The organism is Streptomyces sp. NPDC041796 (assembly GCF_055590785.1).
Genome location: NZ_JBVJAH010000003.1, coordinates 290,702 through 314,829, shown reverse-complemented (window position 1 = coordinate 314,829; position 24,128 = coordinate 290,702). Strand labels below are relative to the sequence as shown.

General features: G+C 72.8%; 22 protein-coding genes. 11 read left to right on the top strand and 11 right to left on the bottom strand.

Going from position 1 to position 24,128, the window contains the following annotated elements; translation table 11 throughout:
• Window positions 1-77 precede the first annotated feature (77 nt).
• Window positions 78-665: a TIGR03086 family metal-binding protein gene (locus ACZ6C1_RS07625; protein ID WP_469238801.1), complete on the top strand. Its 588-nt coding sequence runs from the start codon at window positions 78-80 to the stop codon at window positions 663-665.
• A 98-nt stretch (window positions 666-763) separates the two neighbouring features.
• On the opposite strand, the gene ACZ6C1_RS07620 is transcribed toward ACZ6C1_RS07625, so the two are convergent.
• The 4 genes from ACZ6C1_RS07620 to ACZ6C1_RS07605 form a co-directional block, all read right to left on the bottom strand.
• Window positions 764-1,306 carry a type 1 glutamine amidotransferase domain-containing protein gene (locus tag ACZ6C1_RS07620; protein ID WP_469238799.1) on the bottom strand — a complete coding sequence of 181 codons (543 nt, stop codon included), beginning with the start codon at window positions 1,304-1,306 and terminating at the stop codon, window positions 764-766.
• Window positions 1,307-1,325: 19 nt separating this feature from the next.
• A complete protein-coding gene (locus ACZ6C1_RS07615) occupies window positions 1,326-1,760 on the bottom strand; it encodes a CBS domain-containing protein (protein ID WP_469238797.1) in 435 nt (144 codons plus the stop codon).
• An 86-nt stretch (window positions 1,761-1,846) separates the two neighbouring features.
• Complete coding sequence (locus tag ACZ6C1_RS07610) at window positions 1,847-2,221, bottom strand: DUF2795 domain-containing protein (protein WP_469238795.1); 375 nt, start codon at window positions 2,219-2,221, stop codon at window positions 1,847-1,849.
• A gap of 505 nt (window positions 2,222-2,726) precedes the next feature.
• Window positions 2,727-4,529: a thiamine pyrophosphate-requiring protein gene (locus tag ACZ6C1_RS07605; RefSeq protein ID WP_469238793.1), complete on the bottom strand. Its 1,803-nt coding sequence runs from the start codon at window positions 4,527-4,529 to the stop codon at window positions 2,727-2,729.
• 288 nt (window positions 4,530-4,817) lie between these two features.
• Between ACZ6C1_RS07605 and ACZ6C1_RS07600 the strand changes: the two genes are divergently transcribed.
• Entirely contained in the window at window positions 4,818-5,612 is a 795-nt protein-coding gene (locus tag ACZ6C1_RS07600) for an RNA polymerase sigma factor SigF (protein ID WP_469238791.1), read from the top strand.
• Here ACZ6C1_RS07600 and ACZ6C1_RS07595 read toward each other — a convergent pair.
• Window positions 5,590-6,738, bottom strand: coding sequence for a PAS domain-containing protein (locus ACZ6C1_RS07595; RefSeq protein ID WP_469238790.1), 1,149 nt, complete (start codon window positions 6,736-6,738; stop codon window positions 5,590-5,592). The genes ACZ6C1_RS07600 and ACZ6C1_RS07595 overlap by 23 nt on opposite strands.
• A 92-nt stretch (window positions 6,739-6,830) precedes the next feature.
• Here ACZ6C1_RS07595 and ACZ6C1_RS07590 point away from each other — a divergent pair, with 92 nt between their 5' ends.
• From ACZ6C1_RS07590 to ACZ6C1_RS07580, 3 genes are all read left to right on the top strand, one after another.
• Window positions 6,831-7,553, top strand: a complete 723-nt coding sequence (locus tag ACZ6C1_RS07590; protein WP_469238788.1) for an ANTAR domain-containing response regulator — start codon at window positions 6,831-6,833, stop codon at window positions 7,551-7,553.
• A gap of 112 nt (window positions 7,554-7,665) precedes the next feature.
• On the top strand, window positions 7,666-8,901 hold the full coding sequence (locus ACZ6C1_RS07585; RefSeq protein WP_469238786.1) for an aminotransferase class I/II-fold pyridoxal phosphate-dependent enzyme: 1,236 nt from the start codon (window positions 7,666-7,668) through the stop codon (window positions 8,899-8,901).
• A gap of 13 nt (window positions 8,902-8,914) precedes the next feature.
• Window positions 8,915-9,994: an MBL fold metallo-hydrolase gene (locus ACZ6C1_RS07580; RefSeq protein WP_469238784.1), complete on the top strand. Its 1,080-nt coding sequence runs from the start codon at window positions 8,915-8,917 to the stop codon at window positions 9,992-9,994.
• 49 nt (window positions 9,995-10,043) lie between these two features.
• On the opposite strand, the gene ACZ6C1_RS07575 is transcribed toward ACZ6C1_RS07580, so the two are convergent.
• Window positions 10,044-10,673: a DedA family protein gene (locus tag ACZ6C1_RS07575; RefSeq protein ID WP_469238782.1), complete on the bottom strand. Its 630-nt coding sequence runs from the start codon at window positions 10,671-10,673 to the stop codon at window positions 10,044-10,046.
• Complete coding sequence (locus ACZ6C1_RS07570) at window positions 10,670-11,452, bottom strand: MBL fold metallo-hydrolase (RefSeq protein ID WP_469238780.1); 783 nt, start codon at window positions 11,450-11,452, stop codon at window positions 10,670-10,672. Before ACZ6C1_RS07570 ends, ACZ6C1_RS07575 begins: the two co-directional genes overlap by 4 nt.
• 95 nt (window positions 11,453-11,547) lie before the next feature.
• On the opposite strand from ACZ6C1_RS07570, the gene ACZ6C1_RS07565 reads away from it, so the two are divergent.
• The 5 genes from ACZ6C1_RS07565 to ACZ6C1_RS07545 all read left to right on the top strand — a co-directional run bounded on the left by ACZ6C1_RS07565 (window position 11,548) and on the right by ACZ6C1_RS07545 (window position 18,500).
• On the top strand, window positions 11,548-11,952 hold the full coding sequence (locus ACZ6C1_RS07565; RefSeq protein WP_469238778.1) for a hypothetical protein: 405 nt from the start codon (window positions 11,548-11,550) through the stop codon (window positions 11,950-11,952).
• Between the two features lie 19 nt (window positions 11,953-11,971).
• Entirely contained in the window at window positions 11,972-14,074 is a 2,103-nt protein-coding gene (locus tag ACZ6C1_RS07560; protein ID WP_469238776.1) for a phage holin family protein, read from the top strand.
• A 66-nt stretch (window positions 14,075-14,140) separates the two neighbouring features.
• Complete coding sequence (locus tag ACZ6C1_RS07555; protein WP_469238774.1) at window positions 14,141-15,493, top strand: amino acid permease; 1,353 nt, start codon at window positions 14,141-14,143, stop codon at window positions 15,491-15,493.
• 146 nt (window positions 15,494-15,639) lie between these two features.
• Window positions 15,640-16,701: an ATP-binding protein gene (locus ACZ6C1_RS07550; protein ID WP_469239085.1), complete on the top strand. Its 1,062-nt coding sequence runs from the start codon at window positions 15,640-15,642 to the stop codon at window positions 16,699-16,701.
• The gene (locus ACZ6C1_RS07545; protein ID WP_469238772.1) at window positions 16,698-18,500 is read left to right on the top strand and encodes a vWA domain-containing protein; all 1,803 of its coding nucleotides are present in this window, start codon (window positions 16,698-16,700) and stop codon (window positions 18,498-18,500) included. The genes ACZ6C1_RS07550 and ACZ6C1_RS07545 overlap by 4 nt, the downstream gene beginning before the upstream one ends.
• 103 nt (window positions 18,501-18,603) lie before the next feature.
• Here the strand turns inward: ACZ6C1_RS07545 and ACZ6C1_RS07540 are convergent, their stop codons facing one another.
• The 3 genes from ACZ6C1_RS07540 to tdh are packed head-to-tail and all read right to left on the bottom strand — an operon-like array spanning window position 18,604 to window position 21,778.
• On the bottom strand, window positions 18,604-19,524 hold the full coding sequence (locus ACZ6C1_RS07540) for a LysR substrate-binding domain-containing protein (RefSeq protein ID WP_469238771.1): 921 nt from the start codon (window positions 19,522-19,524) through the stop codon (window positions 18,604-18,606).
• Window positions 19,525-19,545: 21 nt separating this feature from the next.
• Window positions 19,546-20,727 (bottom strand): glycine C-acetyltransferase, encoded by a 1,182-nt coding sequence (locus ACZ6C1_RS07535; protein WP_469238769.1) that lies wholly within the window; start codon window positions 20,725-20,727, stop codon window positions 19,546-19,548.
• A 22-nt stretch (window positions 20,728-20,749) separates the two neighbouring features.
• Complete coding sequence (gene tdh / locus ACZ6C1_RS07530) at window positions 20,750-21,778, bottom strand: L-threonine 3-dehydrogenase (protein WP_469238767.1); 1,029 nt, start codon at window positions 21,776-21,778, stop codon at window positions 20,750-20,752.
• Between the two features lie 141 nt (window positions 21,779-21,919).
• Between tdh and ACZ6C1_RS07525 the strand changes: the two genes are divergently transcribed.
• Window positions 21,920-22,543, top strand: coding sequence for a histone deacetylase (locus ACZ6C1_RS07525; RefSeq protein WP_469238765.1), 624 nt, complete (start codon window positions 21,920-21,922; stop codon window positions 22,541-22,543).
• A 370-nt stretch (window positions 22,544-22,913) separates the two neighbouring features.
• Here the strand turns inward: ACZ6C1_RS07525 and ACZ6C1_RS07520 are convergent, their stop codons facing one another.
• Window positions 22,914-24,107 (bottom strand): site-specific integrase, encoded by a 1,194-nt coding sequence (locus ACZ6C1_RS07520; RefSeq protein WP_469238763.1) that lies wholly within the window; start codon window positions 24,105-24,107, stop codon window positions 22,914-22,916.
• Window positions 24,108-24,128 lie beyond the last annotated feature (21 nt).

Here is a 24,128-nt window from a genome sequence, read left to right as displayed (position 1 = left end):
CACTCGCGTGGCGTCTGCCGCCAGGGCCGGGAAGAGTGGAGCGGGTGACAGCAGTGGATCCACGGAGGTGACCCCCGGTGCCGAACCCCCATGTGCCCAGCACGCTCCTCGCCCGGCACGGCGAGGCGCTCGACCTGTTCGGCGAGCGGGTGCACGCCATCCGCGCCGACCAGTGGGACGCCCCCACGCCCTGCACCGAGTGGTCGGTACGCGATCTGGTCAACCACCTCACCGCCGAACAGCTCTGGGTGGTGCCGCTGGTACGGGAGCGGCGCACCATCGAGCAGATCGGTGACGCCTTCGACGGCGACGTCCTGGGCGACGACCCGGTCTCCGTCTGGGACCGGTCGGCGGCCGAGGCCCGGGAGGCGTTCCTGGACAAGGGGGCCCTCGACCGGACGGTCCACCTCTCGTACGGGCCGACGCCGGCGACCGCGTACTGCTCGCAGATGATCTCGGACCTGGTGATCCACGCCTGGGACCTGTCGCGGGCGATCGGCGCGGACGAGCGGCTGCCCCGGGACCTCGTCGACTTCACCGTACGGGAGGTGTCCCCGTACGCCGACAGCCTGGCAGGGAGCGGCCTGTTCGGCGCGCGGCTGAAGCCGCCGCCCGGCGCCGACGAGCAGACGAAGCTGCTGGCGATGGTCGGACGCGAGGCGTAACGAGGGCCCACGCACGACCGGGCCGCGTAACGAGGGCCCACGCACGACCAGGCTCCTCGTCCGCCGCGCGGGACGAGGAGCCGGTCCGGGCGTACGACTCAGCCCGGGGTCTTGGCGAACTCCGACGTGAAGGCCTCGCAGAACGCCTTGAGGTCGTCCGGCTTGCGACTGGTGATCAGGGTGGCGGGCCGCGCCGTGCACACCTTCACCTGCTCGTCGACCCACTCGCCTCCGGCGTTGCGGATGTCGGTCCGCAGGCTCGGCCAGGACGTGAGCGTGCGGCCGCGCACCACATCGGCCTCCACCAGCGTCCACGGCCCGTGACAGATCGCCGCGACCGGCTTGCCGGCCTCGAAGAAGCCCCGGACGAACGCGACGGCGTCCTCGTCCATCCGGAGGAAGTCCGGATTGGCGACGCCACCGGGCAGGACCAGGCCGCCGTAGTCCCCGACCGAGGTGTCGGCGACGGCGCGGTCGACGGGGAAGGTGTCCGCCTTGTCGAGGTGGTTGTACGCCTGGATCTTGCCGGGTTCGGTGGAGACGAGGACGGGTGTGTCACCGGCGTCCTTCACCGCCTGCCAGGGGTCGGTGAGCTCTACCTGTTCGACGCCTTCGGGCGCCACGAGAAACGCGATCTGCACAGTGGTTCCTTTCTGGCTGTCATCCGGGACGGGTGTCGGTGTTCGGCTCCGCCCGGCTGATGTCCGCGAGCGCGGAGCGCGGGTCCCGCGACACGGCCAGGTCCCCCAGGCTGACCATGCCGAGGGGGCGGCCGCCCTCCACGACGGGCAGCCGGCGGACGGCGTGGCGCCGCATGAGGTCGACGGCGTCGGTGACCTCGTCGTCGGGGGCGACGCACACCGGGTCCGGCGTGCACACCGAGGCGGCGTCGACGGTGAGGGGGTCGGCGCCGTCGGCGACCGCGCGGAGCGCGATGTCGCGGTCGGTGACCACGCCCATGAGCCGGTCGCCGTCCGCCACCAGGACGTCTCCGATGTCCTGGGCGCGCATGAGCTGCGCCGCCTCGACGAGCGACGCGTCTGGGCGCACCGCCGCCACGCCGGGCGTCATGACGTCCCTCACCCGCTGTGCCATGACCGTCCGTCCTCCTGCCTCTTCCCGCTTCTTCCCTTCGTGCGACGCCGCCCGGGGTACCCGTGCCCGGGCTCCTTCATGCCCGGTTACGCGGGGTGCGGTGGCCGCTCCAGTGCCACGGCCACGTCCTGCACGCTGCGGTAGGTGTGGTCGCCGGGCAGCTCCGCCACCCGTTCCATGAGCGGATCGGGCGCGTGCCGCTCCCGCAGGATCCGCAGCAGGTCACCGCGGTGTGCGGGGAACGGGGTACGGGCCAGATGCCGGCCCAGTTCCAGGCGCAGCGCCTCGAACGGGTCGGTGTGGACCCGGGGCGGTGCCAGTTCCGGGTCGTCCTCGGCAACCGGCTCCGGGTCGTGCCACTCCTCGGTCCTCGTCGGGTGCCCGGACCTGAGCAGCCCCTTGAGCTGGTGCTTCATCTCATCGTCCTGGCGGCGGCTGAGCCGGTCGCTGCCTCGCTGCATGGCGCCCTCCACGATCTTGCGTGTGCGGTCGCCGGGCGGGTACCCGGCGGGGCCGAGGCAAACCCGGGTTTGGGGGTGGGGGAGCGGGGGACTCCGGCTGAGGCCGAGCGGCCAGGGGTGACAGGGGAGGAAAAAGGGTCTCGGGCGCGGACGGCGGTCCGTGCCCGAAGGCTTTCCACGGCGCCCCGCCATCCGTGGCACGGCGCCCCTCATCCGTGGCACGGCGCCCCGCCATCCCCGGCACGGGCCCGGCCCCATGGCAGGCGCCCGCGACCCACCGCACTCCGCGTGGGGCCGCCCCCTGACCCTGGGTTTGTCTTCCGTCACGGGGGAGACCCGGCCCCTGACGGAAGGACCGGGCCGATGGGACTGCTATCCGTACTGTTTCCCCTGCTGCTGCCGCCCGCGATGCTGGGCGTCATCGTGGTGATGGGGCGCTACGAGGAACTCATGCTGCCGGGGCCGGAGCCCGGGCCCGAGGTCCCGGGGGAGACGACCGGCACCGTCACGACTTCCGGCCCGGCTTCCCGCCCGGCAGGAATTCCTGCACCTTCGCCTTCAGCCCCTGCTTCACGACCGCGGCACGCTCGGCGTCGCCCTTCGCGAGCGCCGCGACGGTCGACTCGAGCTGCTGCCAGGTCGCATGCGGCGGGATCGGCGGTACGGACGGGTCGGTGACGAACTCGACGACCGCCGGGCCGTCCGCCGCCAGCGCCATCCGCCAGGCGCTCTCCACCTCGTCGGGCTTCTCCACCCGGAGGCCGGTCAGTCCGATGGACTCGGCGAACAGCGCGTAGGGGACGTCCGGCAGCTCCTGGGAGGGCAGGAACGACGGTGCGTTGCCCATGGCACGCAGCTCCCAGGTCACCTGGTTGAGGTCCCGGTTGTTCCACACGCCGATCACCAGCCGCGGATCGTCCCACTGATGCCGGTACTTGGCGGCCGTGATCAGCTCGGCCAGCCCGTTCATCTGCATCGCCCCGTCCCCCACCAGCGCCACCACCGGCCGGTCCGGGTGCGCGAACTTCGCGCCGATCCCGTACGGCACACCGCACCCCATCGTGGCCAGCGTCCCGGACAGCGAGCCGCGCATGTCGCCGCGCATGGCGATGTGCCGCGCGTACCAGTTCGCGACCGAACCGGAGTCGGACGTCAGCAGCGTCCGCTCCGGCAGCAGTGGCGACAGCGCCCGCGCGACGTGCTCCGGGTTCAGCGGCTCGGCGCTCACCGCCGCCCGCCGCTCCATGACCTCCTCCCAGCGCCGCACCGACTTCTCGATCTTCTCCCGCCAGCCGCGCTTCCTGTTCCGCCGCAGGAGCGGGATCAGGCGGCGCAGCGTGGCGCGAGAGTCGCCGATGAGGTTCACCTCGTACGGGTAGCGCATCCCGGCCATGTGCGGGTCGATGTCGATCTGGACCGCGCGCGCCTGCCCGTACTCCGGCAGGAACTGGCTGTAGGGGAAGCTGGAGCCGATCGTCAGCAGGGTGTCGCAGCCCTGCATCAGCTCCCAGGAGGGGCGGGTGCCCAGGAGCCCGATCGACCCGGTGACGTAGGGCAGTTCGTCGGACAGGGCGTCCTTGCCGAGCAGCGCCTTGGCGACGCCCGCGCCCAGCAGCTCGGCGACCTCCTCGACCTCGGCGCGGGCCGCCGCCGCGCCCTGGCCGATCAGGATGGCGGGCTTCTCGCCGGAGTTCAGGACCTCGGCGGCCCGCTCCAGGGCGTCGTCGGCGGGCACGGCCGTCCAGGCGCTGCGGTCCAGGCTGGAGGGCACCATCTTGAACTCGTGGGTGGGCGGGCTGTATTCGAGCTCCTGCACATCGCCCGGCACGATCACCACGGTGGGGCAGCGGCGGGCGTACGCCGTGCGGATCGCCCGGTCCAGGACGTTCGGGAGCTGCTCGGGCACGTTCACCGTGGCGATGAAGTCGGAGGCGACGTCCTTGAACAGCGAGTGGAGGTCGACCTCCTGCTGGTACGAGCCGCCCATGGCGCTCCGGGCGGTCTGGCCGACGATCGCCACCACCGGGACGTGGTCGAGCTTCGCGTCGTACAGGCCGTTCAGCAGATGGATGGCGCCCGGCCCCGAGGTCGCCACGCACACCCCGAGCCGGTGCCCGAACTTGGCGTACCCGACCGCCTCGAACGCGGCCATCTCCTCGTGCCGGGCCTGGATGAAGCGGGGCTGGTTCTCGGCGCGGCCCCAGGCGGCGATCAGCCCATTGATCCCGTCACCCGGATAGCCGAACACGTACTCGACGTCCCAGTCGCGCAGCCGCGCGAGAATCTGGTCGGCGACATCCTTGCTCATCTGCTGTCCTCCTGGCCTCCGACCGGTTCTTACCGGTCGGTAGTCGTCTCGCTTTCCGGCAGTACGGGCCCGGGTACCGCGCCCCCGAAGAGCGAAAACGCCGGAAGGCGGCCAGCATGGAATCAGGAGTTTGCCGGGGTCCGCCCCGGGCATGCGCATCTCGTGCTTCGGACCGGAGGCACGTCCGTTGGAGCGGCGATCCGTTCCGGGCGTGTCCCCTGCCCGGAGAAAGGAGCTCTCCTCGGGGTGACAGCCAACCGTCAGCACCGTTCAGGGAGCTGAAAAGCAATGCGTACCCTCGCTCACACGAAGCATCCGCACGACGACGCCCCCGACACCGCCGAGGCGTTCCAGCGCCTGGCCACCCTGCCCGAGGGTGAGGAACGGGAAGCCGTCCGGCAGGACATCGTCCGGGCCTGGCTCCCCATGGCGGACCGGCTTGCCGGCCGGTTCAGGAACCGTGGCGAGTCCCTGGAGGACCTCAAGCAGGTGGCCGCGCTCGGTCTGGTCAAAGCCGTGGACCGGTACGACCCCGAACGCGGCGCGGCCTTCGAGAGTTTCGCCGTCCCCACCATCACCGGCGAGATCAAGCGCCACTTCCGCGACCACATGTGGACCCTCCACGTCCCGCGCCGCGTCCAGGACCTGCGAGGCCGCGTCCGCGCCGCCTACCAGGAACTCTCGCACTCGGTCGGAGGCCGCGCTCCCACCGTGTCCGAGATCGCCAAGAAGGCCGGCATGACCGAGGAAGAGGCCATGGCCGGCCTGGAGGCCCTGGACAGCTTCACCGCCCTCTCCCTGGACGCGGAGCTGCCCGGCACCGAGGACGGGTACACCCTCGTCGACGCGCTCGGCGGCCCCGACCCGGCCCTCGACGTCGTCATCGACCGCGAATCGGTCAAGCCGCGCCTGCGTGACCTGCCCGAACGCGAGCAGAAGATCCTCTACATGCGGTTCTTCCGCGACATGACCCAGAGCCGGATCGCCGAGGACCTCGGCATCTCCCAGATGCACGTGTCCCGGTTGATCAGCCGCTGCTGCACGCAGATGCGGGAGGACATCATGCGGGACGTCGCCGCATAGCGAGCGCGATGTGGCGGGACATCACATCGGCGGCCTGCCCCTCGGCCATCGAGAACGCCCGCCTCGCGCCCGTACGCAGCAGCGTCAGCACACCGAGCACCTTGCCGTCCTCCCGCACCAGCGGCAGGCACAGCAGCGAGCTGACCTCGGCCCGCACCAGGACCGACGCGCCCGAGGCGTCCTCGCCGAACGCGAGGATGTCCTCGGGCCGCACCTGCAGGGAGGCGGAGCCGCCCCGGGCGACGTCCACCACCAGCGGGCAGCCCTCCGGGTCCTGCTCAGCCACCGCCGCCACCAGCGGCGCGTACGCCTCACCCGCGGGTCCCAGCACCAGCGCCCGGCGCGGCGGCCCCGACCCGGCCGTGTCGGCCACCACCCAGTCCGCGAACCGGCCGTGCAGGACCCGCCCGGCCGCCCGCAGCACCGCGTCGACGTCCCCCGGCGGGCACGCGAGCAGGGCGCACGCCATCGCGTCCACCAGGTCCATCACCGCGGCGCGCTGCGTGGCCTCCGCCAGGTCGGGCGGCAGCAGCCGGCGCCCCACCGCCCCGGCGGCCGTCGGCGCCGCCGTCCCCGCCACACCCGGCTGCAGCACCACCAGCACGGTGGGCTGCGGCTCACCCGGCAGCGGCAGGGCCACCAGCGAGGCCCGCACCGGCTCGTGCGGCCGCTGCTGGAGCCGTACGGTCAGGCTCCGGGAGCCCTCGCCGCGTGCCGTCGCCGCCGCCTGCGTCCGCAGCGGGCCCCGGTCGCCGGAGGCCAGCAGCCCGGCCAGCGGGCGGCCGGTCGCGTAACCGGCCCGCACACCGGTCAGCCCCGTCGCGGCGAAGTTCATCCGCCGTACGACCGTGTCCCGGTCGACCAGCACGACCGGCAGCGGCAGCCGCTGGAACAGCGTCCTGAGCAACTGCCGCTCCTGCCGGTCGGCCGACGTGCCGTGCGGGGCACGGGCCGCGAGCCGCTCGTAGCGCGGCCAGAGCGACTCTGCCGCATGCTGGAGTTCGAAGAGCGCCGCGTCCAGAACGCCCTGCTGCTCGCCGGGCGGCAGAGCGCGGGCGGAGCGCAGCTCGGCGACCCGCCGTACAAAATCCGCGAGATCCTCGCCGAATTCGTCCGTCTGCGTCATGAATGCACCGTAACCGGAGCGCGGAGCAGGCGGGTACGGCTGTTTCCCGCCCCCGGCACGGGGCAGCCGCAGCCAGAGAGGAGAGCGCGCCGATGTTTCCCGAAGCGGAATGCGAAGGCCCGGAACCGGCCTCCACCGTACGCAGACTGCAGAAGCTGGCCGAACAGTGCGTACGCTCCGAACCCGCCTGCTGCGGCGCCGTCGCGACCCTCAGCGACGGCGACGGTGCCGCCGAACGCCGCACCAGCGCCACCCACCCCGACCTCGCGGCCCTGGTGGCCGTTCAGCTCGACTCCGGCGACGGCCCCATCCCCACCGCCCTCGACAGCGGCGAACCGGTCGACGCGGAGGACCTGCTCACCGAGGAACGCTGGCCGGACTACCGGGCGATGGCACTCGGCTCCGGCGTACGCGCCAGCGTCACGCTCCCCTTCCACCGGGCCGGCCTGGACATCACCCTCAACCTGTACGGCTTCCGCCCGCGCTCCCTCCAGCACGCCACGCACGGCTGCGTCGCCGCCCTCGGCGAGGAGATCACGGCGGGCCTCGCCCGCGACCGCCGGTACCGCGCCGCCCTCACCGAGGTTGGCCAGCTCGCCACGGCCCTGCGCTCCCGGCCCGTGATCGACCAGGCGGGCGGGATCGTCATGCACGCCCTCGGCTGCGACGCCGACGAGGCGTACGGCGTGCTGCGGCACCTCTCGCAGCGCACCAACCGCAAGCTGGCGGACGTCGCCGCGGGCGTCGTCCGCACCCGGGGACGCGGCCTGGAGAAAGAGTTCGCCCGGCTGGCACTGGGCACGGGCGACCGATGAGCGCTCCGGCCAGGAGCGGCGATTTGTGTGGAACCTCCGTATAAAGGGCTGTAGGGCTGGGCACATGTCCCCGGACCACCAGCGGCGGAGCTCCAGCGGCGGAGGTGAGGGCATGCATCAGCCGGACACGCGAGGGCGCGGGCCCGTCCGCTACGGGCCGCTCGCGCCGGAATCCGGCCTCCCCGTGCTACCCGAGCTGGCCGCCGTCCTCGCGGCCGCCGCCGGCCGCACCGAACCCGAACCGCCCGGCGGTGGCGCGGTGCTGCGCGACGCCGCCTGCGGCTACTGGTGGCGGCGGGGACTGCGCTGCCACCCCGAGGACCTCGCCGCCGCGCCCGGCGCGCGGCCGCTGCTGTCCGCGCTCATGGCCGCCCACGGCGGCGACGTCCTCATGCCCCGGCCCTGCCCCGCCTGGTGGACCCCACAGGCCAGGCTCCTGGGACGCCCCGCCTACCACGTGCCGACACCCGCGGAGTGCGGTGGCGTCCCCGACCCGTTCGCGCTCCTGGAGACCGTACGGCGCGTCCGTGCCGAAGGCGGCCACCCGGCGGTGCTGCTGCTCTCCGTGGCCGACGACCCCACCGCCACCGTCGCCCCGCCCGAGGTGGTGCGCGAGGCGTGCGAGGCGGCCGTCGGCGAGGGCCTGCACATCATCAGCGACGAGACCTGGCGCGACACCCTGCACGACCCGCACGACACCGTGCTCGTCAGCCCCGCCGAGATGTGCCCCGACGACGTCACCGTCCTGTGCGACCTCGCCGGCTCCCTCACCCCCGCCGCCTGGCCCGCCGCCATCGCCCGCTTCCCGCACACCGGGCCCGGCCCCGAGCGCCGCGCCCGCACCCTGGACCGGCTGACGGCGCTCGGCGCCCAGGTCGCCGCCCCCGTCGCGGCGGCCGCCGCCCATGCCCTCGGCGAACCCGAACCGGTCACCACCCGCGCGTCGGCGGCCGCCGCCCTGCACGCGCGCGTGGCCGCCGCCGCGCACCACGCGCTGCTGACCGCCGGGGCGCTCGCCCTCCCGCCCCGCGCGGGGCGGCACCTGTACGCCGACCTCGGCCCGCTGCGCGGCCACCTCGCCGAGCGCGGCGTGACCGACTCCATGGAACTGGAGGAATACCTGACGGACCGCCTGGGCGCCCTCGTCCCCGGAGGCCACCGGTTCGGCGACGAGCTCGGCGCGCTGCGGGTACGCCTGCAGACCCGGCCCCTGCTCGGAGCAACCCCCGAGGAGCGCGCGGAGTCCCTCACGGCGGCGGAGCCGCTGGAATCGCCGCATGTGGCACAAGCGTTGAAGAGGTTCGCCGCTGCTTTTCACGAACTGCACGAACCGTACGAACCACGGTGAACGGAGCTGGCAGATGACGGAACGAACGGCACCCACCGAGCAGCCTCCCGTGGACCGGGACCGGGACCGGGACCGGGACCGGGACCGGCACCAGGACCCGGCCGGCCGCACCGACGGCCCCGAGCACACCGCGGCCGGCGGCCCACGCCCCCTCGGCCGGCCCCGCACCTGGCCGAGATCCTTCGCCGACCGGCTGACCGCTCCGCTCCCCGGCGTACGTGCCATGGCCAGGCTCGCGCGCGAGGGGGCGGTGCGGCCGAGCGCCGAGGGGCTCCGGGACATCCCGCACCTGCCGTTCGCCCCCGAGCCGCTGCCCGCCGTGGAGCCGGACACCGTCGCCGTCACCTGGGCGGGCCACGCCAGCTGGATCGTCCGCATCGGCGGGCTCACCGTCCTCACCGACCCCGTGTGGTCGCGCCGCATCCTCGGCACGCCCGCCCGCATCACACCCGTCGGCGTCCGGTGGGAGGACCTGCCGCCGGTCGACGCCGTCGTCATCAGCCACAACCACTACGACCACCTCGACGCACCCACCATCAGAAGGCTGCCCCGCGACACCCCCGTCTTCGTCCCCGCCGGCCTCGGCCGCTGGTTCCGGCGCCGCCGCTTCACCCGCGTCACCGAACTCGACTGGTGGGAGACCGCCGAACTGCGGGGCGTGCGCTTCGACTTCGTCCCCTCCCACCACTGGTCCAAGCGCACCCTCACCGACACCTGCCGCTCCCTGTGGGGCGGCTGGGTGATCGGCGACCCCCACGGACACCGCGTGTACTTCGCCGGCGACACCGGCTACGGCCACTGGTTCAAGGAGATCGGCCGCCGCCGTCCCGGCATCGACCTCGCCCTCCTCCCCATCGGCGCCTACGATCCCCGCTGGTGGCTGCGCGACGTCCACACCGACCCGGAGGAGGCCGTCCAGGCCTTCCAGGACCTCGGCGCCCGGATCATGGCCCCCATGCACTGGGCCACGTTCGTCCTCTCCTCCGAACCGGTCATGGAACCCCTCACCCGCGTCCGCGCCGCCTGGCAGAAGGCGGGTCTGCCCCGCGAACACCTGTGGGACCTCCCGGTCGGCGCCTCGCGGCTGCTCTAGGGCGTGTCCTCCCGGCCGGCTCCGCCCGGCGGGATCCGAACGACACGACCTAGGCCCGCCGCACCTGCCGCACCCGCCGCGCCCACCGCCACACCGACGGCACCGCCCCGACGAGCACCGTCAGCGCGACCGCCGCCAGGACGCCCTGCCAGGGACGGGCGAACAGCGAGCCGCCCAGGATGCCGATGAGCTGGTACGTCAGCGCCCACGCCAGGCACGCCGGGAGGTTGCCGCGGACGAAACGGCGCAGCGGCATCCGGGCCAGCAGGCACGCCAGCATCACCGGTATCCGCCCGGCCGGGACCAGCCGGGACAGCACCAGCACCGACACCCGGTGCTCCCGCAGCTTGGCCTGCGCCTGCTCCAGCCGGTCCGGCGCCGCCCGCCCCCGCAGCGCCTCCAGCCACCGCGAACCGTTCTTCGACCGCACCCCCCGCCGCCCCAGCCAGTACAGCGCCACGTCACCCAGGAACGCCGCCCCCGCCGCCAGCAGGAACACCACCAGCAGCGCACCCGGCGACGTCTGATGGAACGCCACCACCGCCGCCGAGCTGACGATCGCCCCCGTCGGGATCACCGGCACCAGCGCCCCCAACGCCACCAGCAGGAACAACGCCGGATAGCCGACCGCCTGCTGGGTCGACTCGGCCGGCAGCTGACCCACCAAGGCGTCGATCATCCGGACACCTCCGGCCGGACACTCTCGCCGTGCCCCAGCCGGTGCACGGCCACCCCCGGCGCCAGCCGTGCCGCGTGCCGCACGAACTCGTCGCCCGGCGCGTGGAACTCGTGCGGCCGCACCCCGTCCAGCCCGATCGGCCAGTACGTGCCGTAGTGCACCGGAACGGCCGCGCGCGGCGCCAGCGCCGCCAACGCCTGGGCCGCCCGGCCCGCGTCCAGGTGCCCGTGCCCCAGGAACGGCCCCCACCCGCCGACCGGCAGCAGCGCCACGTCCACCTCTCCCACGGCCGCCGCCATCCCCTCGAACAGACCGGTGTCCCCGGCGAAGTACGTACGCGCCGCACCGCAGATCACATACCCGAGCGCGGGGGAGAGGTGCGGCCCCACCGGCAGCCGCCGCCCGTCGTGACGCGCCGGCACCGCCCGGACGACCAGCTCCTCCACCTTCACCTCGTCCCCGGCGGCCACCTCCGTGATCCGCAGCCCGACCACCGAGCTCAGCCTCCGCAGCGCGGGCACCGCGCGGGGCGCGCCGCGCGGCACGATCAACCGCGTACCCGGAGCGAGCCGGGCCAGCGACGGAAGGTGCAGATGGTCGGAGTGCAGGTGCGAGATCAGCACCACCTCCGCCCGCGCGGCCGCCGCCGGCGGCAGCGCGCCGCGCCGCCGCCGCAGATGGGCGAGGCGGCGCGCGAACAGCGGGTCGGTCAGCACCCGCACTCCCGAGTCCTGGACCGTACAGGTGGCATGACCCCACCACGTGACCTCCACCGGCACGCCCGCCCTCCTCGCTCCCGTAGTGCCCGTACGAGCTCTTACGAGCGTAAATGCGCGCCTCCTCGGCCGGAGGGGATCGGAGTAGGGTCGGCGGTATGGACGACGTACGCGTGGCGGCGATCGCCAGCCTGACGCCGCTCGAGGAGCTCGACAGCGACCCCTTCCTGGTCGACACCCGCAGCCAGCACGCCATGTGCGAGCGGTGGGCGGCCGACAAGGGCTACGTCGTCAGCCGGCAACTCCTGTTCTACGGGATGCGGCCGGACCACCGGATGCTGTGGGCCGACATCGAGGCCGGGGCGGTCGACCTGTTCGTCGCGCCGAACGAACGGGTCCTGGACCGGGCGCTGACGTCCGCGCGGGACTTCACGGCCGAGTGCGAGCGCCGGGGTGTGCGCCTGGAGACGGCCGGGCTCGACGAACCCGCGTACGACGCGGAGATGAAGGCCCATGTGCACCGCCGGCTCTCCATGCCGACGGCGGGCTACGACGGCTGCTGAGACGGCGGGAGCGAGCGGCGTGGTCCAGGGCGGATGGCGTACGGCGGGCGGTGCGCTGCTGCGGGTCGTCGTGGTGTGGGCGGTGTCCACCCTCACGATGCTCGCGCTCGCCGGTCTCCTGCCCGACTTCCAGCTCCAGTCCGACGACGGTGACAGCATCACCCGCACCGCCGTCACGGCCGCCTGGGCCGCGGGCGCGTTCGGCCTGCTGAGCGCCCTGGTGTGGCCCCTGGTCGTCCGGGCCCTGCTGCTCGTGCCCGCCCTGGTCCTCGGCTTCCTCGCCTTCTTCCTCAACGGCTCGCTGCTGCTGATCGCGCTCTGGATCATCCCCGACGGGCGCGGCGAGGCCGACCCGGAGAACGCCGTCGTGGTGGCCGCCGTGATGTCCGCCGTCGCGTCCGCCACCTCCACCGCCCTGGCCGTACGCGACGACAACGCCTACCGGCGGCGCCTGTACCGGCTCACGGGGCGGCGGCGGTCCGGGCCCCCGGCGCCCGGCCCGGTCAGCCCGCCGGGCACGGTGTTCCTCCAGCTCGACGGCGTCGGGTACCGGGTGCTGCGGGACGCCGTCGCCGACGGGGTCATGCCGACCGTCGCCGCCTGGCTGGGCTCCAGCCACCGCCTCACGCCCTGGCGCACCGACTGGTCCAGCCAGACCGGCGCCAGCCAGCTTGCCATCCTGCACGGCTCCAACCACGACGTACCCGCCTTCCGCTGGTACGAGAAGGACACCGGCCGGCTCATGGTCAGCAACCGGCCCGCCGGCGCCGTCGAACTGCAGCGCCGCGCCATAGAACGCACCGGCGACGGCGGGCTGCTCACCCTCGACGGCGCCAGCCGCGGCAACCTGTTCAGCGGCGGCGCCGAGCAGCTCGCCCTGGTGCTGTCGGTCTCCGCACGCCGGGGCCGCCGCAACCGCTCCCGCGCCGGGTACTTCGCCTACTTCCGCGACCCCGCCAACGCCGTCCGCACCGCCATCTCCTTCGTCGCCGAGGTGGGCCGGGAAATCGGCCAGTCCACCCGGTCCCGCCTGGCGAAGGAGACCCCACGGGTCGGCCGGGGCGGGCTGTACCCCTTCATCAGGGCCTTCGCGACCGTCGTCGAGCGGGACGTGGTCGTCTCGGCCGTCATGGGCGACATCCTGGGCGGCCGCACCGCCGTGTACGCCGACCTCGTCGCGTACGACGAAGTGGCCCACCACTCCGGTCCGCACAGCCGCGACGCGCTCAAGGTGCTCGAACGGCTCGACCGGTCCCTCGCCCTGATCGCCACGGTCGCCGAACACGCCCCGCGCCCCTACCGGATCGTGCTGCTCTCCGACCACGGCCAGAGCCCCGGCGAGACCTTCGCATCGGCCTACGGGCTGACCCTGCGCGACCTGGTCCGGGCCGGCTGCGGACTGCCCGTACCCCGCCGCGCCCGGCACAGCCCGAGCGGTGCGGAGGCACGGGACGCCCTGCGCAGCGCCGTGCACCTGCCGGTGGAGGAGGGCGGTGAGGAGCGCCCGGCCCGTACCTCCGGCCCGATCGTGCTGGCCTCCGGCAACCTGGGCCTGATCTCGTTCCCCGACGTGCCCTACCGCATGTCCCGCGAGGAGATCGAGCGCCGCCACCCCGGCCTGCTGCGCACCCTCGCGGACCACCCGGGCATCGGCTTCCTGCTGGTACGCAGCGAGCGGCACGGCTCGGTGGTGCTCGGCCCGGACGGGGCCGAGGTCCCGGTCGACGACCTCACCGACGACGGCCCGCTGGCCCCGTACGGCCCGGGTGCCGCCGACGCCGTCCGGCGCACCGATTCCTTCCCGCACGTCGCCGACATCATGGTCAACTCCCGGTACGACCCCCGGACCGGCACCGTGCACGCCTTCGAGGAGCAGATCGGCTCCCACGGCGGCCTCGGCGGGGAGCAGTCGGAGGCGTTCCTCCTCTGGCCGGTCACCCTGTCCGCGCCGTCCCCCGACGGCACCCCGCCCACGGGTGCGGAAGAGGTCCACCGGGTACTGAGGCGCTGGCTGCGGGAGGCCCACGGCCCGCAGATACCCGTGCAGGAATCCCCGTCGCACCCCCAGCCGGAAGAAGCATTTCCGGTTGTGGACCGCGTCGTGCCGGACAAACACGGGTGATTTGGTGCAGCGTTCGCCGTACCTGACCATGTTCAGGTTTGTACGGCGAAAGGCGCACCACCCCCCATGAGCACCACCCCCATGATCACCGACCCCACCCCCGACGAGCGGTCCAAGCACGCCCGCAGCTTCGGACTGCCCATCGCGACAGCCCTGGTCATGGGCAACATCATCGGTGGGGGGATCTTCCTCCTCCCCGCCTCCGTGGCCCCCTACGGCACCATCAGCCTCGTGGCCTTCGCCGTCCTCACCGTCGGCGCCATCGCCCTCGCGCTCGTCTTCGGCCGGCTCGCCCGGCGGCACCCCCTCACCGGCGGCCCCTACATCTACGCCCGCGAGGCCTTCGGCGACTTCGCCGGCTTCCTCTCCGCCTGGTCGTACTGGATCACCACCTGGGTCTCCAACGCGGCACTCGCCGTCGCCGCCGTCGGCTACCTCGACGTCCTCGTCCCCGTGCAGGACTCCACGGCCGCGACCATCGCCGCCGCACTGGCCCTCCAGTGGCTGCCCGCCCTCGCGAACCTGGCCGGCACGCGATACGTCGGCGCCGTCCAAATCGTCGCGACCGTGCTGAAGTTCGTCCCGCTCCTGCTGGTGGCCGTCGGCGGCCTGTTCTTCTTCGACTCCGCCAACCTCGGGCCCTTCCAGGCGAGCGACTCCAGCGCCGTCGGCGCGGTGTCCGCGTCCGCCGCCATCCTGCTCTTCAGCTACCTGGGCGTGGAGTCGGCCGCCGTCAGCGCCGGCGAGGTCCGCGACCCGCAGCGCAACGTCGGCCGCGCCACCATCCTCGGCACGCTCGGCGCCGCCGTCATCTACCTGCTGGGCACCCTCTCCGTCTTCGGCCTGGTCGCCCACGACCGGCTCGTCGAGTCCAGCGCGCCCTTCTCCGCCGCCGTCAACACCATGTTCGGCGGCTCCTGGGGCGGAACGGCCGTCGCCTGCATGGCCCTCGTCTCCATGGTCGGCGCCCTCAACGGCTGGACCCTGCTCAGCGCCCAGACCCCGTACGCGGCGGCCAAGGACGGCCTGTTCCCGACGATGTTCACGCACAAGCGGCGCGGCGTCCCCACGTACGGCGTCCTCGTCACCGTCGTCCTCGCCTCCCTGCTGACCGTCTACAACTACACGGCCGGCTCCGAGGGCGTCTTCGAGATCCTGGTCCTCGTCACCACCTTCACCGCCACGGTGCCCTACCTGCTGTCGACCGCCGCGCAGATCTACTTCCTCGCCTCCGGCCGGTCCGACCGCGTCCACCGGCCCCGCCTCGTCCGCGACGCCGTCCTCGCGATCGTCGCCTTCGCGTTCTCCATGTGGCTGGTCGCCGGCTCCGGCTACGCGGCCGTCTACCAGGGTGTGCTGTTCCTCTTCGCGGGCGTACTGGTCTACGCCTGGATGTCCGCCCGCAAACACCGCGCGTAACCCCGGCAAGCCCGCCGCGGGCGGGTGGGCCTCGGCGCCGCCCACCGGAAAATCGGCTGCGCCGGGCGGGGGCGGGCGCCCACACTGGGCGGGCCCGGCAATCCGGTCGGGCAACGCACCGGACCCCGCCCACCCAGGAGCACACCCTGCAGGCCGCCGTCACCGTCACGCCCGCCCGGATCCCCGAGCTGCTGCTCGGCCTCGCGACCGTACGCCCCGTGTTCCTGTGGGGCGCGCCCGGCATCGGCAAGTCGTCCCTCGTGCGGAAGTTCGCGGAGTCCCTCGGCCTGGAGTGCGTCAGCCTGCTCGGCACCCAGCTCGCGCCCGAGGACCTCATCGGCGTCCCGCAGATCCGCGACGGCAAGTCCGTGTTCTGCCCGCCCGAGGCCATCGCGCGCGACGAGCCCTACTGCCTCTTCCTCGACGAGCTGAACGCCGCCACCCCCGACGTGCAGAAGGCGTTCTACTCGCTCATCCTCGACCGGCGCATCGGGAACTACGAGCTGCCCGCCGGGTCCATCGTCATCGGCGCCGGCAACCGCGCCACCGACAACGCGCTGGCCCGCCCCATCGCCTCCGCGCTCGTCAACCGTCTCACCCACGTCCACCTGCGGGCGTCCGCCGCCGACTGGCTCGTGTGGGCGGGCGAGAGCGGCATCCACCCGTGGGTCACCGACTACCTCACGGACCGCCCCCACCACCTCTGGTCGCAGCCGCCCAAGACCGAGGAGCCGTTCTCCACCCCCCGCTCCTGGCACATGCTCTCCGACGCGCTGCACTCCTTCGGGCCCACGCTGGACGAGGACACGCTGAAGATCGTCGCGCACGGCACCCTCACGCCCGCGCACGCCGTCTCCTTCTGCGGATACGCCAAGATCGTGCGGCACGCGTACGGCATCGACGCCATCATCAAGGGCGACGCTTCCTGGCCGAACCGCGTCGAGGACCGCGACCTCCTCTACTACCTGGCCGACGCCTTCCGCGGCCGCCTCATCAAGGAACTCCCCGCCGACAAGAGCCACGTCCCGCCCGCCCTCCGGCAGGCCGCGCACCGTGCGAAGTCGCTGCTCGTGCAGCTCGCCGAGATCTCCGTCGAGGTCGCCCAGACCGTCATCGCCGACGACGCCGACGGACAGCCCGTGCTGCCCGCGTGGTTCCTCGTCGAGGCCGCCCGGGACATGCCGCGGCTGGTCGAGGCCCGCCGGTGACTCCCGCGCCGTCCGCCAAGAAGAAGCGCAACGACCCGGCCGCCGAGGCCTTCCTCGCCGGGCTCGCCGTCGTCAAACGCAACCCGGCGCTCGCCGCACTGGACGCCGACATCTGCCGCAGCCGCGACTGCGACCTCGGCCCCCGCCACGGCCTGGCCGCCGTCGACTCCAACGGCCGCGTCCACGCCCACCCCGACCGCCGCGCCGACCCGGCCGACTGGGCCTGGGCCCTCGCCCACTGCCTCCTCCACCTCGGCTTCGGCCACGTGCCCGCCGACCGTGCCAGGCGGCGCGAGCAGCCGGACCGCTGTGACCTCGCCGCCCGTTGCACCGTCGTCAACCGCTTCCTGCTCACCCTCCACGTCGGCCGCGCACCCGAGGACCTGCCCACGAGCTACCCCGACGGCGACGAGGAGCAGCTCGCCGCGCGATGGCGCAAGAGCGGCGTCCCCGACGCATTCGCCCGGCACGGGACGGCGGGCGACCAGCCGGACCAGGTCCTCGTCCCGTGGGCGACCTGGCACACCCCGCCCGACTGGCAGCTCGCCTTCGCGCACGCCCTGACCCGTACCGTCTCCGCCGCGATGGACGTCGCGGGCGGCCGGCGCGACGCGCTCACCGGCGAGATCCGGCCGAAGCAGCCCTGGGACCGGGCACTGAGCTGGTTCGTCTCCTCCTACCCGCTGCTCGGCGGCATCGCGGCCGGTATGACCCTGGTCGCCGACGCCGAACTCGCCCGCGCCCACGGCATCGCGATCGCCGCCGTCGACCCCACGCTCGGCGAGATCTACCTCAACCCGCTGCGGCGGTACGACGACGAGGAGTGGCGGTTCGTCCTCGCGCACGAGATGCTCCACGCCGCGCTGCGTCACGGTGACCGGCGCGGCGCCCGCGACCCGTACCTGTTCAATGTCGCCGCCGACTACGTCATCAACGGCTGGCTCGTCGAGATGCGCGTCGGCACCATGCCCGAAGGGCTGTTGTACGACCCGGACCTCAAGGGCCTGTCCGCGGAGGAGGTGTACGACCGGATCGTCACCGACGCCCGCCGGACGCGGCGCCTGGCCACGCTGCGCGGCAAGGGCGTGGGCGACGTGCTGGGCGAGTCGCTCGGCGGGCGCGTCCGCGACTACGTCGACCTGGACGAGTTCTACCGGCGTGGCCTGGTGCAGGGCTTCGACCTGCACGTGGACGGTGAGCGCGGGCTGCTGCCCGCCGGCCTCGTGGAGGAGATCCGGGCACTGTCGCACCCGCCCGTGCCGTGGGACGCCCGACTGGCGCGCTGGTTCGACGAGTTCGTGCCCCGCCCCGAGCCGGTGCGCAGCTACGCCCGGCCGGCCCGCCGCCAGGCGTCCACGCCCGACATCCCGCGCGCCGGGCGGTACTTCCCGCCCGAGGAGATCGCTCGGTGCACCTTCGGCGTCGTCCTCGACACGTCCGGCTCCATGGACCGGCGGCTGCTGGGCAAGGCGCTCGGCGCGATCGCCTCGTACGCGGAGGCCCGGGACGTACCGGCGGCGCGGGTGGTGTTCTGCGACGCGGCCCCCTATGACGCCGGATACCTGCCGCCCACCGAAATCGCCGGGCGGGTACGGGTCCGGGGCCGCGGAGGCACGGTCCTCCAGCCGGGCGTGGACCTGATCCACCGCGCCGAGGACTTCCCGCCCACGGCACCCGTGCTGATCATCACCGACGGGTACTGCGACACGCTCCGCGTCCGCCGCGAGCACGCCTATCTCGTCCCGGACGGCGCGAGGCTGCCGTTCACCGCGCAGGGCCCGGTGTTCCGGCTCCGCTGAAGGGTTCTCGGGCCGGAGGGGCACCGCACGCCCGGTCACGGCCAAGGAACGCCCCCGACCCGCATGACCGGGCTCGCCGTCACCGCACGCCGGGCCGCGCCCGTCACCCGCCCCGTGTCGACAACCCCCGCGCCGCGCCCGCCAGCGCGTCCAGCACCGGCCGGATCAGCGGGTGGTCCTCCGCGCCCCGCCGCACCGCCGCGAACACGCGCCGGAACGCCGCCGGGCCCGCGACCGGGCGGACCACCACGTCCTTCAGCTCGATGCCCCGCAGAGCCGAGCGCGGCACCAGCGCCACACCGGCGCCCGCGCCGGCCAGGGCGACCACCGCGCGGAAGTCGTCCGAGGAGTGGACCAGCCGGGGGTCGAAGCCGGCCAGCTCACAGGCGAGGAGCACCATGTCGTGGCACGGGTTGCCCGGGTAGGGCGCGATCCAGTCCGCGTCCGCGAGCGACGCCAGCGCCACTTCCGGTTCCTGCCCCAGCGGATGCCCCGCGTGCAGCACCGCGTCGAACGGCTCCGCGTACAGCGGCACGCGCGCGAGGCGCCGGTCACCCTCGCGGGGCGCGCCCCGGTACTCCACCGCCACGGCCACGTCGGCCTCGCCGTCCAGCACCAGAGGCAGCGACTCGTCGCCCTCCGCGTCCCGCACCCGCACCCGGATGCCGGGGTGCGCCTCGGCCAGCCGCCCGATCGCGGGCGCCAGCACTTCCGCGATCCCGGTCGCGAACGCGGCGACCGTCACCTCGCCCGTGCTTCCGCTCGCGTACGCCGCGAGCTCCGCCTCCGCCCGCTCCAGCTGCGCGAGGACCTCGTTCGCGTGCTCCAGCAGGATCTCGCCGGCCGCCGTCAGCCGTACGCCCTTGCCGCTGCGGGTCAGCAGCACGTGCCCCGTCTCCTGCTCCAGCGCGGCGAGCTGCTGCGAGACGGCGGACGGGGTCAGGTACAGCGCCGCGGCCGCGGCGGTCACCGTACGGTGGTCCGCCGCGGCCCGCAGGACGCGCAGTCGCCGGGGGTCGATCACCCAGCCATTGTCCCTCAGCCGTCAGCCGGCCATCGCGGCCCGCGCGTCGACGAACGCCGCCACCGCCCGCCGAACGTCCTCGGTCGAGTGCGCCGCCGACAGCTGCACCCGGATGCGGGCCTGCCCCATCGGCACCACCGGGTACGAGAAGCCGATCACGTACACGCCCCGCTCCAGCAGCAGCTCGGCCATCCGGCCCGCCTCGGCCGCGTCACCGATCATCACCGGGGCGATCGCGTGGTCACCGGGCAGGATCTCGAAGCCCGCCTCCGTCATTTCCGTACGGAACAGCTTGGTGTTGGCCTCCAGCTTCTCCCGCAGGTCACCGGCGGACTCCAGCAGGTCCAGGACCTTCAGCGACGCGGCGGCGATCACCGGGGCGAGGGAGTTGGAGAACAGGTACGGGCGCGACCGCTGGCGCAGCAGCGCGACGATCTCCACGCGCGCCGCCACGTAGCCGCCGGACGCGCCGCCGAGCGCCTTGCCGAGGGTGCCGGTGATGATGTCGACGCGGTCCATCACGTCGTGCAGCTCCGGGGTGCCCCGCCCGCCCGGGCCCACGAACCCGACCGCGTGGGAGTCGTCGACCATGACCATCGCGTCGTACCGGTCGGCGAGGTCGCAGATCTCCCGCAGCGGCGCCACATAGCCGTCCATCGAGAACACGCCGTCGGTGACGATCAGGCGCCGCCGGGCGTCCCGCGTCTCCTTGAGCTGCTTCTCCAGGTCGGCCATGTCACGGTTGGCGTACCGGTGGCGGCGGGCCTTGGACAGCCGGATGCCGTCGATGATGGAGGCGTGGTTGAGGGCGTCGGAGATCACCGCGTCCTCCGGGCCGAGCAGCGTCTCGAAGACACCGCCGTTGGCGTCGAAGCAGGAGGAGTACAGGATCGTGTCCTCCTGCCCGAGGAACGCCGACAGCCTCCGCTCCAGCTCCTTGTGCACGTCCTGCGTACCGCAGATGAACCGCACGGACGCCATGCCGTAGCCCCAGCGGTCCAGTGCCTCCTTGGCCGCGGCGATCACCTCGGGGTGGTCGGCCAGGCCCAGGTAGTTGTTGGCGCAGAAGTTCAGCACGTCACCGGAGGGGACGGACACCTTGGCGCTCTGCGGGGTGCCGATGACCCGCTCCGGCTTGTAGAGACCGGCGTCGCGGATCTCGTCGAGGGTGGCGCGCAGCTCGTCGCGGACGGACGCGTACATAAGGGATAGCTCCTAAAGAGGGTCAGACGGTCCAGTCGAGGATGATCTTGCCGCTGCGGGCGGTGGCCGCCTCGTCGAACGCGGCGTCGAAGTCCTGGTAGCCGTAGCTGCCGGTGATCACCGGGCTGAGGTCGAGACCACCCTCCAGCAGCACGGTCATCGCGTACCACGTCTCGAACATCTCCCGGCCGTAGATGCCCTTGACCGTGATCATCGAGGTGACGATCTTCGACCAGTCGACGGCGAACTCCTCGGCGGGCAGGCCCAGCATCGCGATCCGGCCGCCGTGCGTCATGTTGGCGACCATGTCCCGCATCGCCTCCGGCCGGCCGGACATCTCCAGGCCGATGTCGAAGCCCTCGCGCAGGCCGAGCTGCCGCTGCGCCTCGCCGATGCTGCTCTCCGCCACGTTCACGGCGAGCGTCGCGCCCACCTTGCGGGCCAGCTCCAGCCGCGAGTCGCTCACATCGGTGATCACCACATTGCGGGCACCCGCGTGCCGGGCGACCGCCGCCGCCATGATCCCGATCGGGCCGGCGCCCGTGATCAGGACGTCCTCGCCGACGAGCGGGAAGGACAGCGCGGTGTGCACCGCGTTGCCGAACGGGTCGAAGATCGCGGCGACGTCCAGGTCGACCTTCGTGCGGTGCACCCACACGTTGGACGCGGGCAGCGCCACGTACTCGGCGAACGCGCCGTCCCGCCCGACGCCCAGGCCGATCGTCGCCCGGCACAGGTGCCGGCGGCCCGCCAGGCAGTTGCGGCACTTGCCGCACACCAGGTGTCCCTCACCGCTGACCAGATCGCCGACCGCGATGTCCGACACGTCGGCACCGACGTGCGCGACCTCACCGACGAACTCGTGCCCCAGCACCAGCGGCGTCGACACCGCCTGCCGGGCCCAGCCGTCCCAGGAGCGGATGTGCAGGTCCGTACCGCAGATCCCGGTGCGCAGCACCCTGATCAGCACGTCACCGGGGCCGGTCTCGGGCTCCGGGACGTCCATGAGCCAGAGACCGGGCTCGGCCTTGTGCTTGACGAGTGCCTTCATGAGTGCGGCTCCAGGCGGCAGGGTTCGGTGGAGATCGTGAACGCGCACCAATCTGCCGACCCGCGCCCGCCGCGTCCATCGAGGTTTTCTTAAGCGGGTCAACAGCGCAGCTTCACGCGCCGCGCCCGCTACGTTCGACGCATGACGACGGAGGTCTGGTACACGTCCTACGGCTCCAACACGCACGTCGACCGCCTGGCCCACTACATCGTCGGCGGTACACCCCCGGGCGGGGCCCGCACCTACCCCGGCTGCCGCGACCGCCGCCTGCCGACCGCGTCCGTCCCCGTGGAGCTGGAGGGGGCCCTGTACTTCGCCACCGAGTCCCCGGTGTGGACCGGCGGCCGGGCGTTCTACGACCCGGACGCCGAGGGCCGCGTCCTGGCCCGGGCGCACCGGATCACCGCGGAGCAGTTCTCCGACATCGCCGCCCAGGAGATGTACCGCGAGCCCGGCCCGGACACCGACCTCGACCTGACCGACGTCCTCCATGACGGCCGGGCGGTGCTGGGCGACGGCCGCTACGAAACCCTCGTCCGCCCCGGCACCCTCGACGGGCTGCCCATGCTCACCTTCACCGCCCCCTGGAGCATGCACGACGTCGAGTGGAACAGCCCCTCCGCCGACTACCTCCGCCACCTCGCCGCCGGCCTCCTCGCGGCGGGCGCCTGGGACGCCGCCACCGTCGCCGCGTACCTCGCCGCCTGCCCCGGAGCGGCGGGCCACTGGACCGAGCGCAGCGTCCGGGACCTGCTCGGAAGCTGATCAGGCCGCTACGGCGGGGCCCGGTGGAGTGCCGCGGCGAACCGGTAGCAGGCCGACTGGAGCTCGGCGGGCGTGGTCACCTGCTCGGCGAACAGCTGGAAGTCCCTGTGCCGGATCACTTCATCGTCGATCGGGACGGTGAAGTCGGCATCGCCAAGATCGTGGACGACGCCGACCGCCGTAACGCCTCGCTCCGGTGGACCGGCCACCGCCGCGGATCGGTGGCGCCCGGCCGTCGGCGGGCCTGCCGCATTACCCCTGCGGTAACGGCATGGCTCCCGCCCACAGCGGCTTTCGTGCAGCTCAGAGCCGGTGGGCACGGGAGCCACTATGAAGTCGGGAGCCAAACAGGGAGCCACGGCACCGGAAATCAGGCCCCGTGGTCGCGCTCTCCCTCGTCGGACACGCCTGGGCCGAAGATGTCGTCCATGGCCTCCGCTCCCTGGGTGATGACCGGGCGCAGTTGCTTCCTGTAGACGCGTTCGGTCGTCATTGTGCCGCTATGGCCGACGACGCGCGCGATGACCTCGATCGGCATGCCATGGTCCGAGAGTAGGGAGACGAAGCTGGTTCGCAGCTCTCTGGTCGTCCAGTGCCTCGGGTTCTCGCATCCGGCCTCCTTCAGAAGCAATCTCAGGTGGTGCAGTACGTTCGGCGACGTCCGCTGCTCACCGTTGTCGTCTGGGAAGACCAGCCCATCCTTGGGCCAGTCGATGCCGGCAGCGGCACACGCCTGCTGCTGTCGGGTTCGATGGGCATCGAGCACGGCCGCTGCTTGCTGGGGCATGGCGAGCGAGCGACGGCTGAGCCTGGTCTTTGTCTCACCTCTGCGACGTACTGATCGCCACACATCCAGGTGCGGCCGCGTCCCATCCTCCGTTGAAGTGTGCACGTGCGGCCAGGTCAGCGCCCGCTCCTCTTCTGTGCGGATGCCGACTAGTAGAGCCAGCACGACGTAGGTGTGGATCCACGTTCCTTCCTTCGCGCGGAGGACTCTCTCAGCCTGCTCCAGCGTCAGTGACTTGCTCGGTCGCCCGGGCCGGCCTTCAGGCAGTTCGACGAGTTCGGCGACGTTGCGTGTGACCTTGCCCGTCTGCTGAGCACGCTTAATGGAACGACGGAGGATCGAGCGAACCATCCTCAACGATTGATGAGAAAGTACCTGGGCCTTCCCCTGTAGCCAGTCGTCGAGGTCTTCCGCCTGTAGGTCACGTAGCTTGGCCCTGCCTAGGTCAGCGATGACGTGGTTCTTTGCCAGGCTGCGATAGGTCTTCAGGCTCTCGACGTCCCGGCCTCGCAACCCTCGGGTCAGCCAGTCTTGGACTGCCAACTCCACCGTGTAGTTGGCTGGCCTCCTGACTCCGACTTCGAGCTCTCTCTTGACCTCTCGCAGCTTCTGCCGAACCTCAGTCTTCGTCTTGCCGGAAACCTTCACGCGGTTGCGTTTTCCGGAGGGTGTGTATCCGAGTGATACGGCGCCGATGTACCTGTTCTTGGACTTGTCCCAGTAGATCGAGTCTTCTCCGTTTGCCGCCTTGCGGGAACGCGCGGTCTCCTCGGTCATATGTGCCTTCCAAAGAACAGC

What these genes read in the sequence shown, in the direction of transcription:
- ACZ6C1_RS07555 (WP_469238774.1), top strand. Translation starts at nt 14,141, where the DNA reads ATGAGCACCACCCCCATGATCACCGACCCCACCCCCGACGAGCGGTCC.
- ACZ6C1_RS07615 (WP_469238797.1), bottom strand. Translation starts at nt 1,760, where the DNA reads ATGGCACAGCGGGTGAGGGACGTCATGACGCCCGGCGTGGCGGCGGTG.
- ACZ6C1_RS07610 (WP_469238795.1), bottom strand. Translation starts at nt 2,221, where the DNA reads ATGCAGCGAGGCAGCGACCGGCTCAGCCGCCGCCAGGACGATGAGATG.
- ACZ6C1_RS07605 (WP_469238793.1), bottom strand. Translation starts at nt 4,529, where the DNA reads ATGAGCAAGGATGTCGCCGACCAGATTCTCGCGCGGCTGCGCGACTGG.
- ACZ6C1_RS07585 (WP_469238786.1), top strand. Translation starts at nt 7,666, where the DNA reads ATGCATCAGCCGGACACGCGAGGGCGCGGGCCCGTCCGCTACGGGCCG.
- ACZ6C1_RS07535 (WP_469238769.1), bottom strand. Translation starts at nt 20,727, where the DNA reads ATGTACGCGTCCGTCCGCGACGAGCTGCGCGCCACCCTCGACGAGATC.
- ACZ6C1_RS07590 (WP_469238788.1), top strand. Translation starts at nt 6,831, where the DNA reads ATGTTTCCCGAAGCGGAATGCGAAGGCCCGGAACCGGCCTCCACCGTA.
- ACZ6C1_RS07525 (WP_469238765.1), top strand. Translation starts at nt 21,920, where the DNA reads ATGACGACGGAGGTCTGGTACACGTCCTACGGCTCCAACACGCACGTC.
- ACZ6C1_RS07520 (WP_469238763.1), bottom strand. Translation starts at nt 24,107, where the DNA reads ATGACCGAGGAGACCGCGCGTTCCCGCAAGGCGGCAAACGGAGAAGAC.
- ACZ6C1_RS07600 (WP_469238791.1), top strand. Translation starts at nt 4,818, where the DNA reads ATGCGTACCCTCGCTCACACGAAGCATCCGCACGACGACGCCCCCGAC.
- ACZ6C1_RS07565 (WP_469238778.1), top strand. Translation starts at nt 11,548, where the DNA reads ATGGACGACGTACGCGTGGCGGCGATCGCCAGCCTGACGCCGCTCGAG.
- tdh (WP_469238767.1), bottom strand. Translation starts at nt 21,778, where the DNA reads ATGAAGGCACTCGTCAAGCACAAGGCCGAGCCCGGTCTCTGGCTCATG.
- ACZ6C1_RS07595 (WP_469238790.1), bottom strand. Translation starts at nt 6,738, where the DNA reads ATGACGCAGACGGACGAATTCGGCGAGGATCTCGCGGATTTTGTACGG.
- ACZ6C1_RS07580 (WP_469238784.1), top strand. Translation starts at nt 8,915, where the DNA reads ATGACGGAACGAACGGCACCCACCGAGCAGCCTCCCGTGGACCGGGAC.
- ACZ6C1_RS07575 (WP_469238782.1), bottom strand. Translation starts at nt 10,673, where the DNA reads ATGATCGACGCCTTGGTGGGTCAGCTGCCGGCCGAGTCGACCCAGCAG.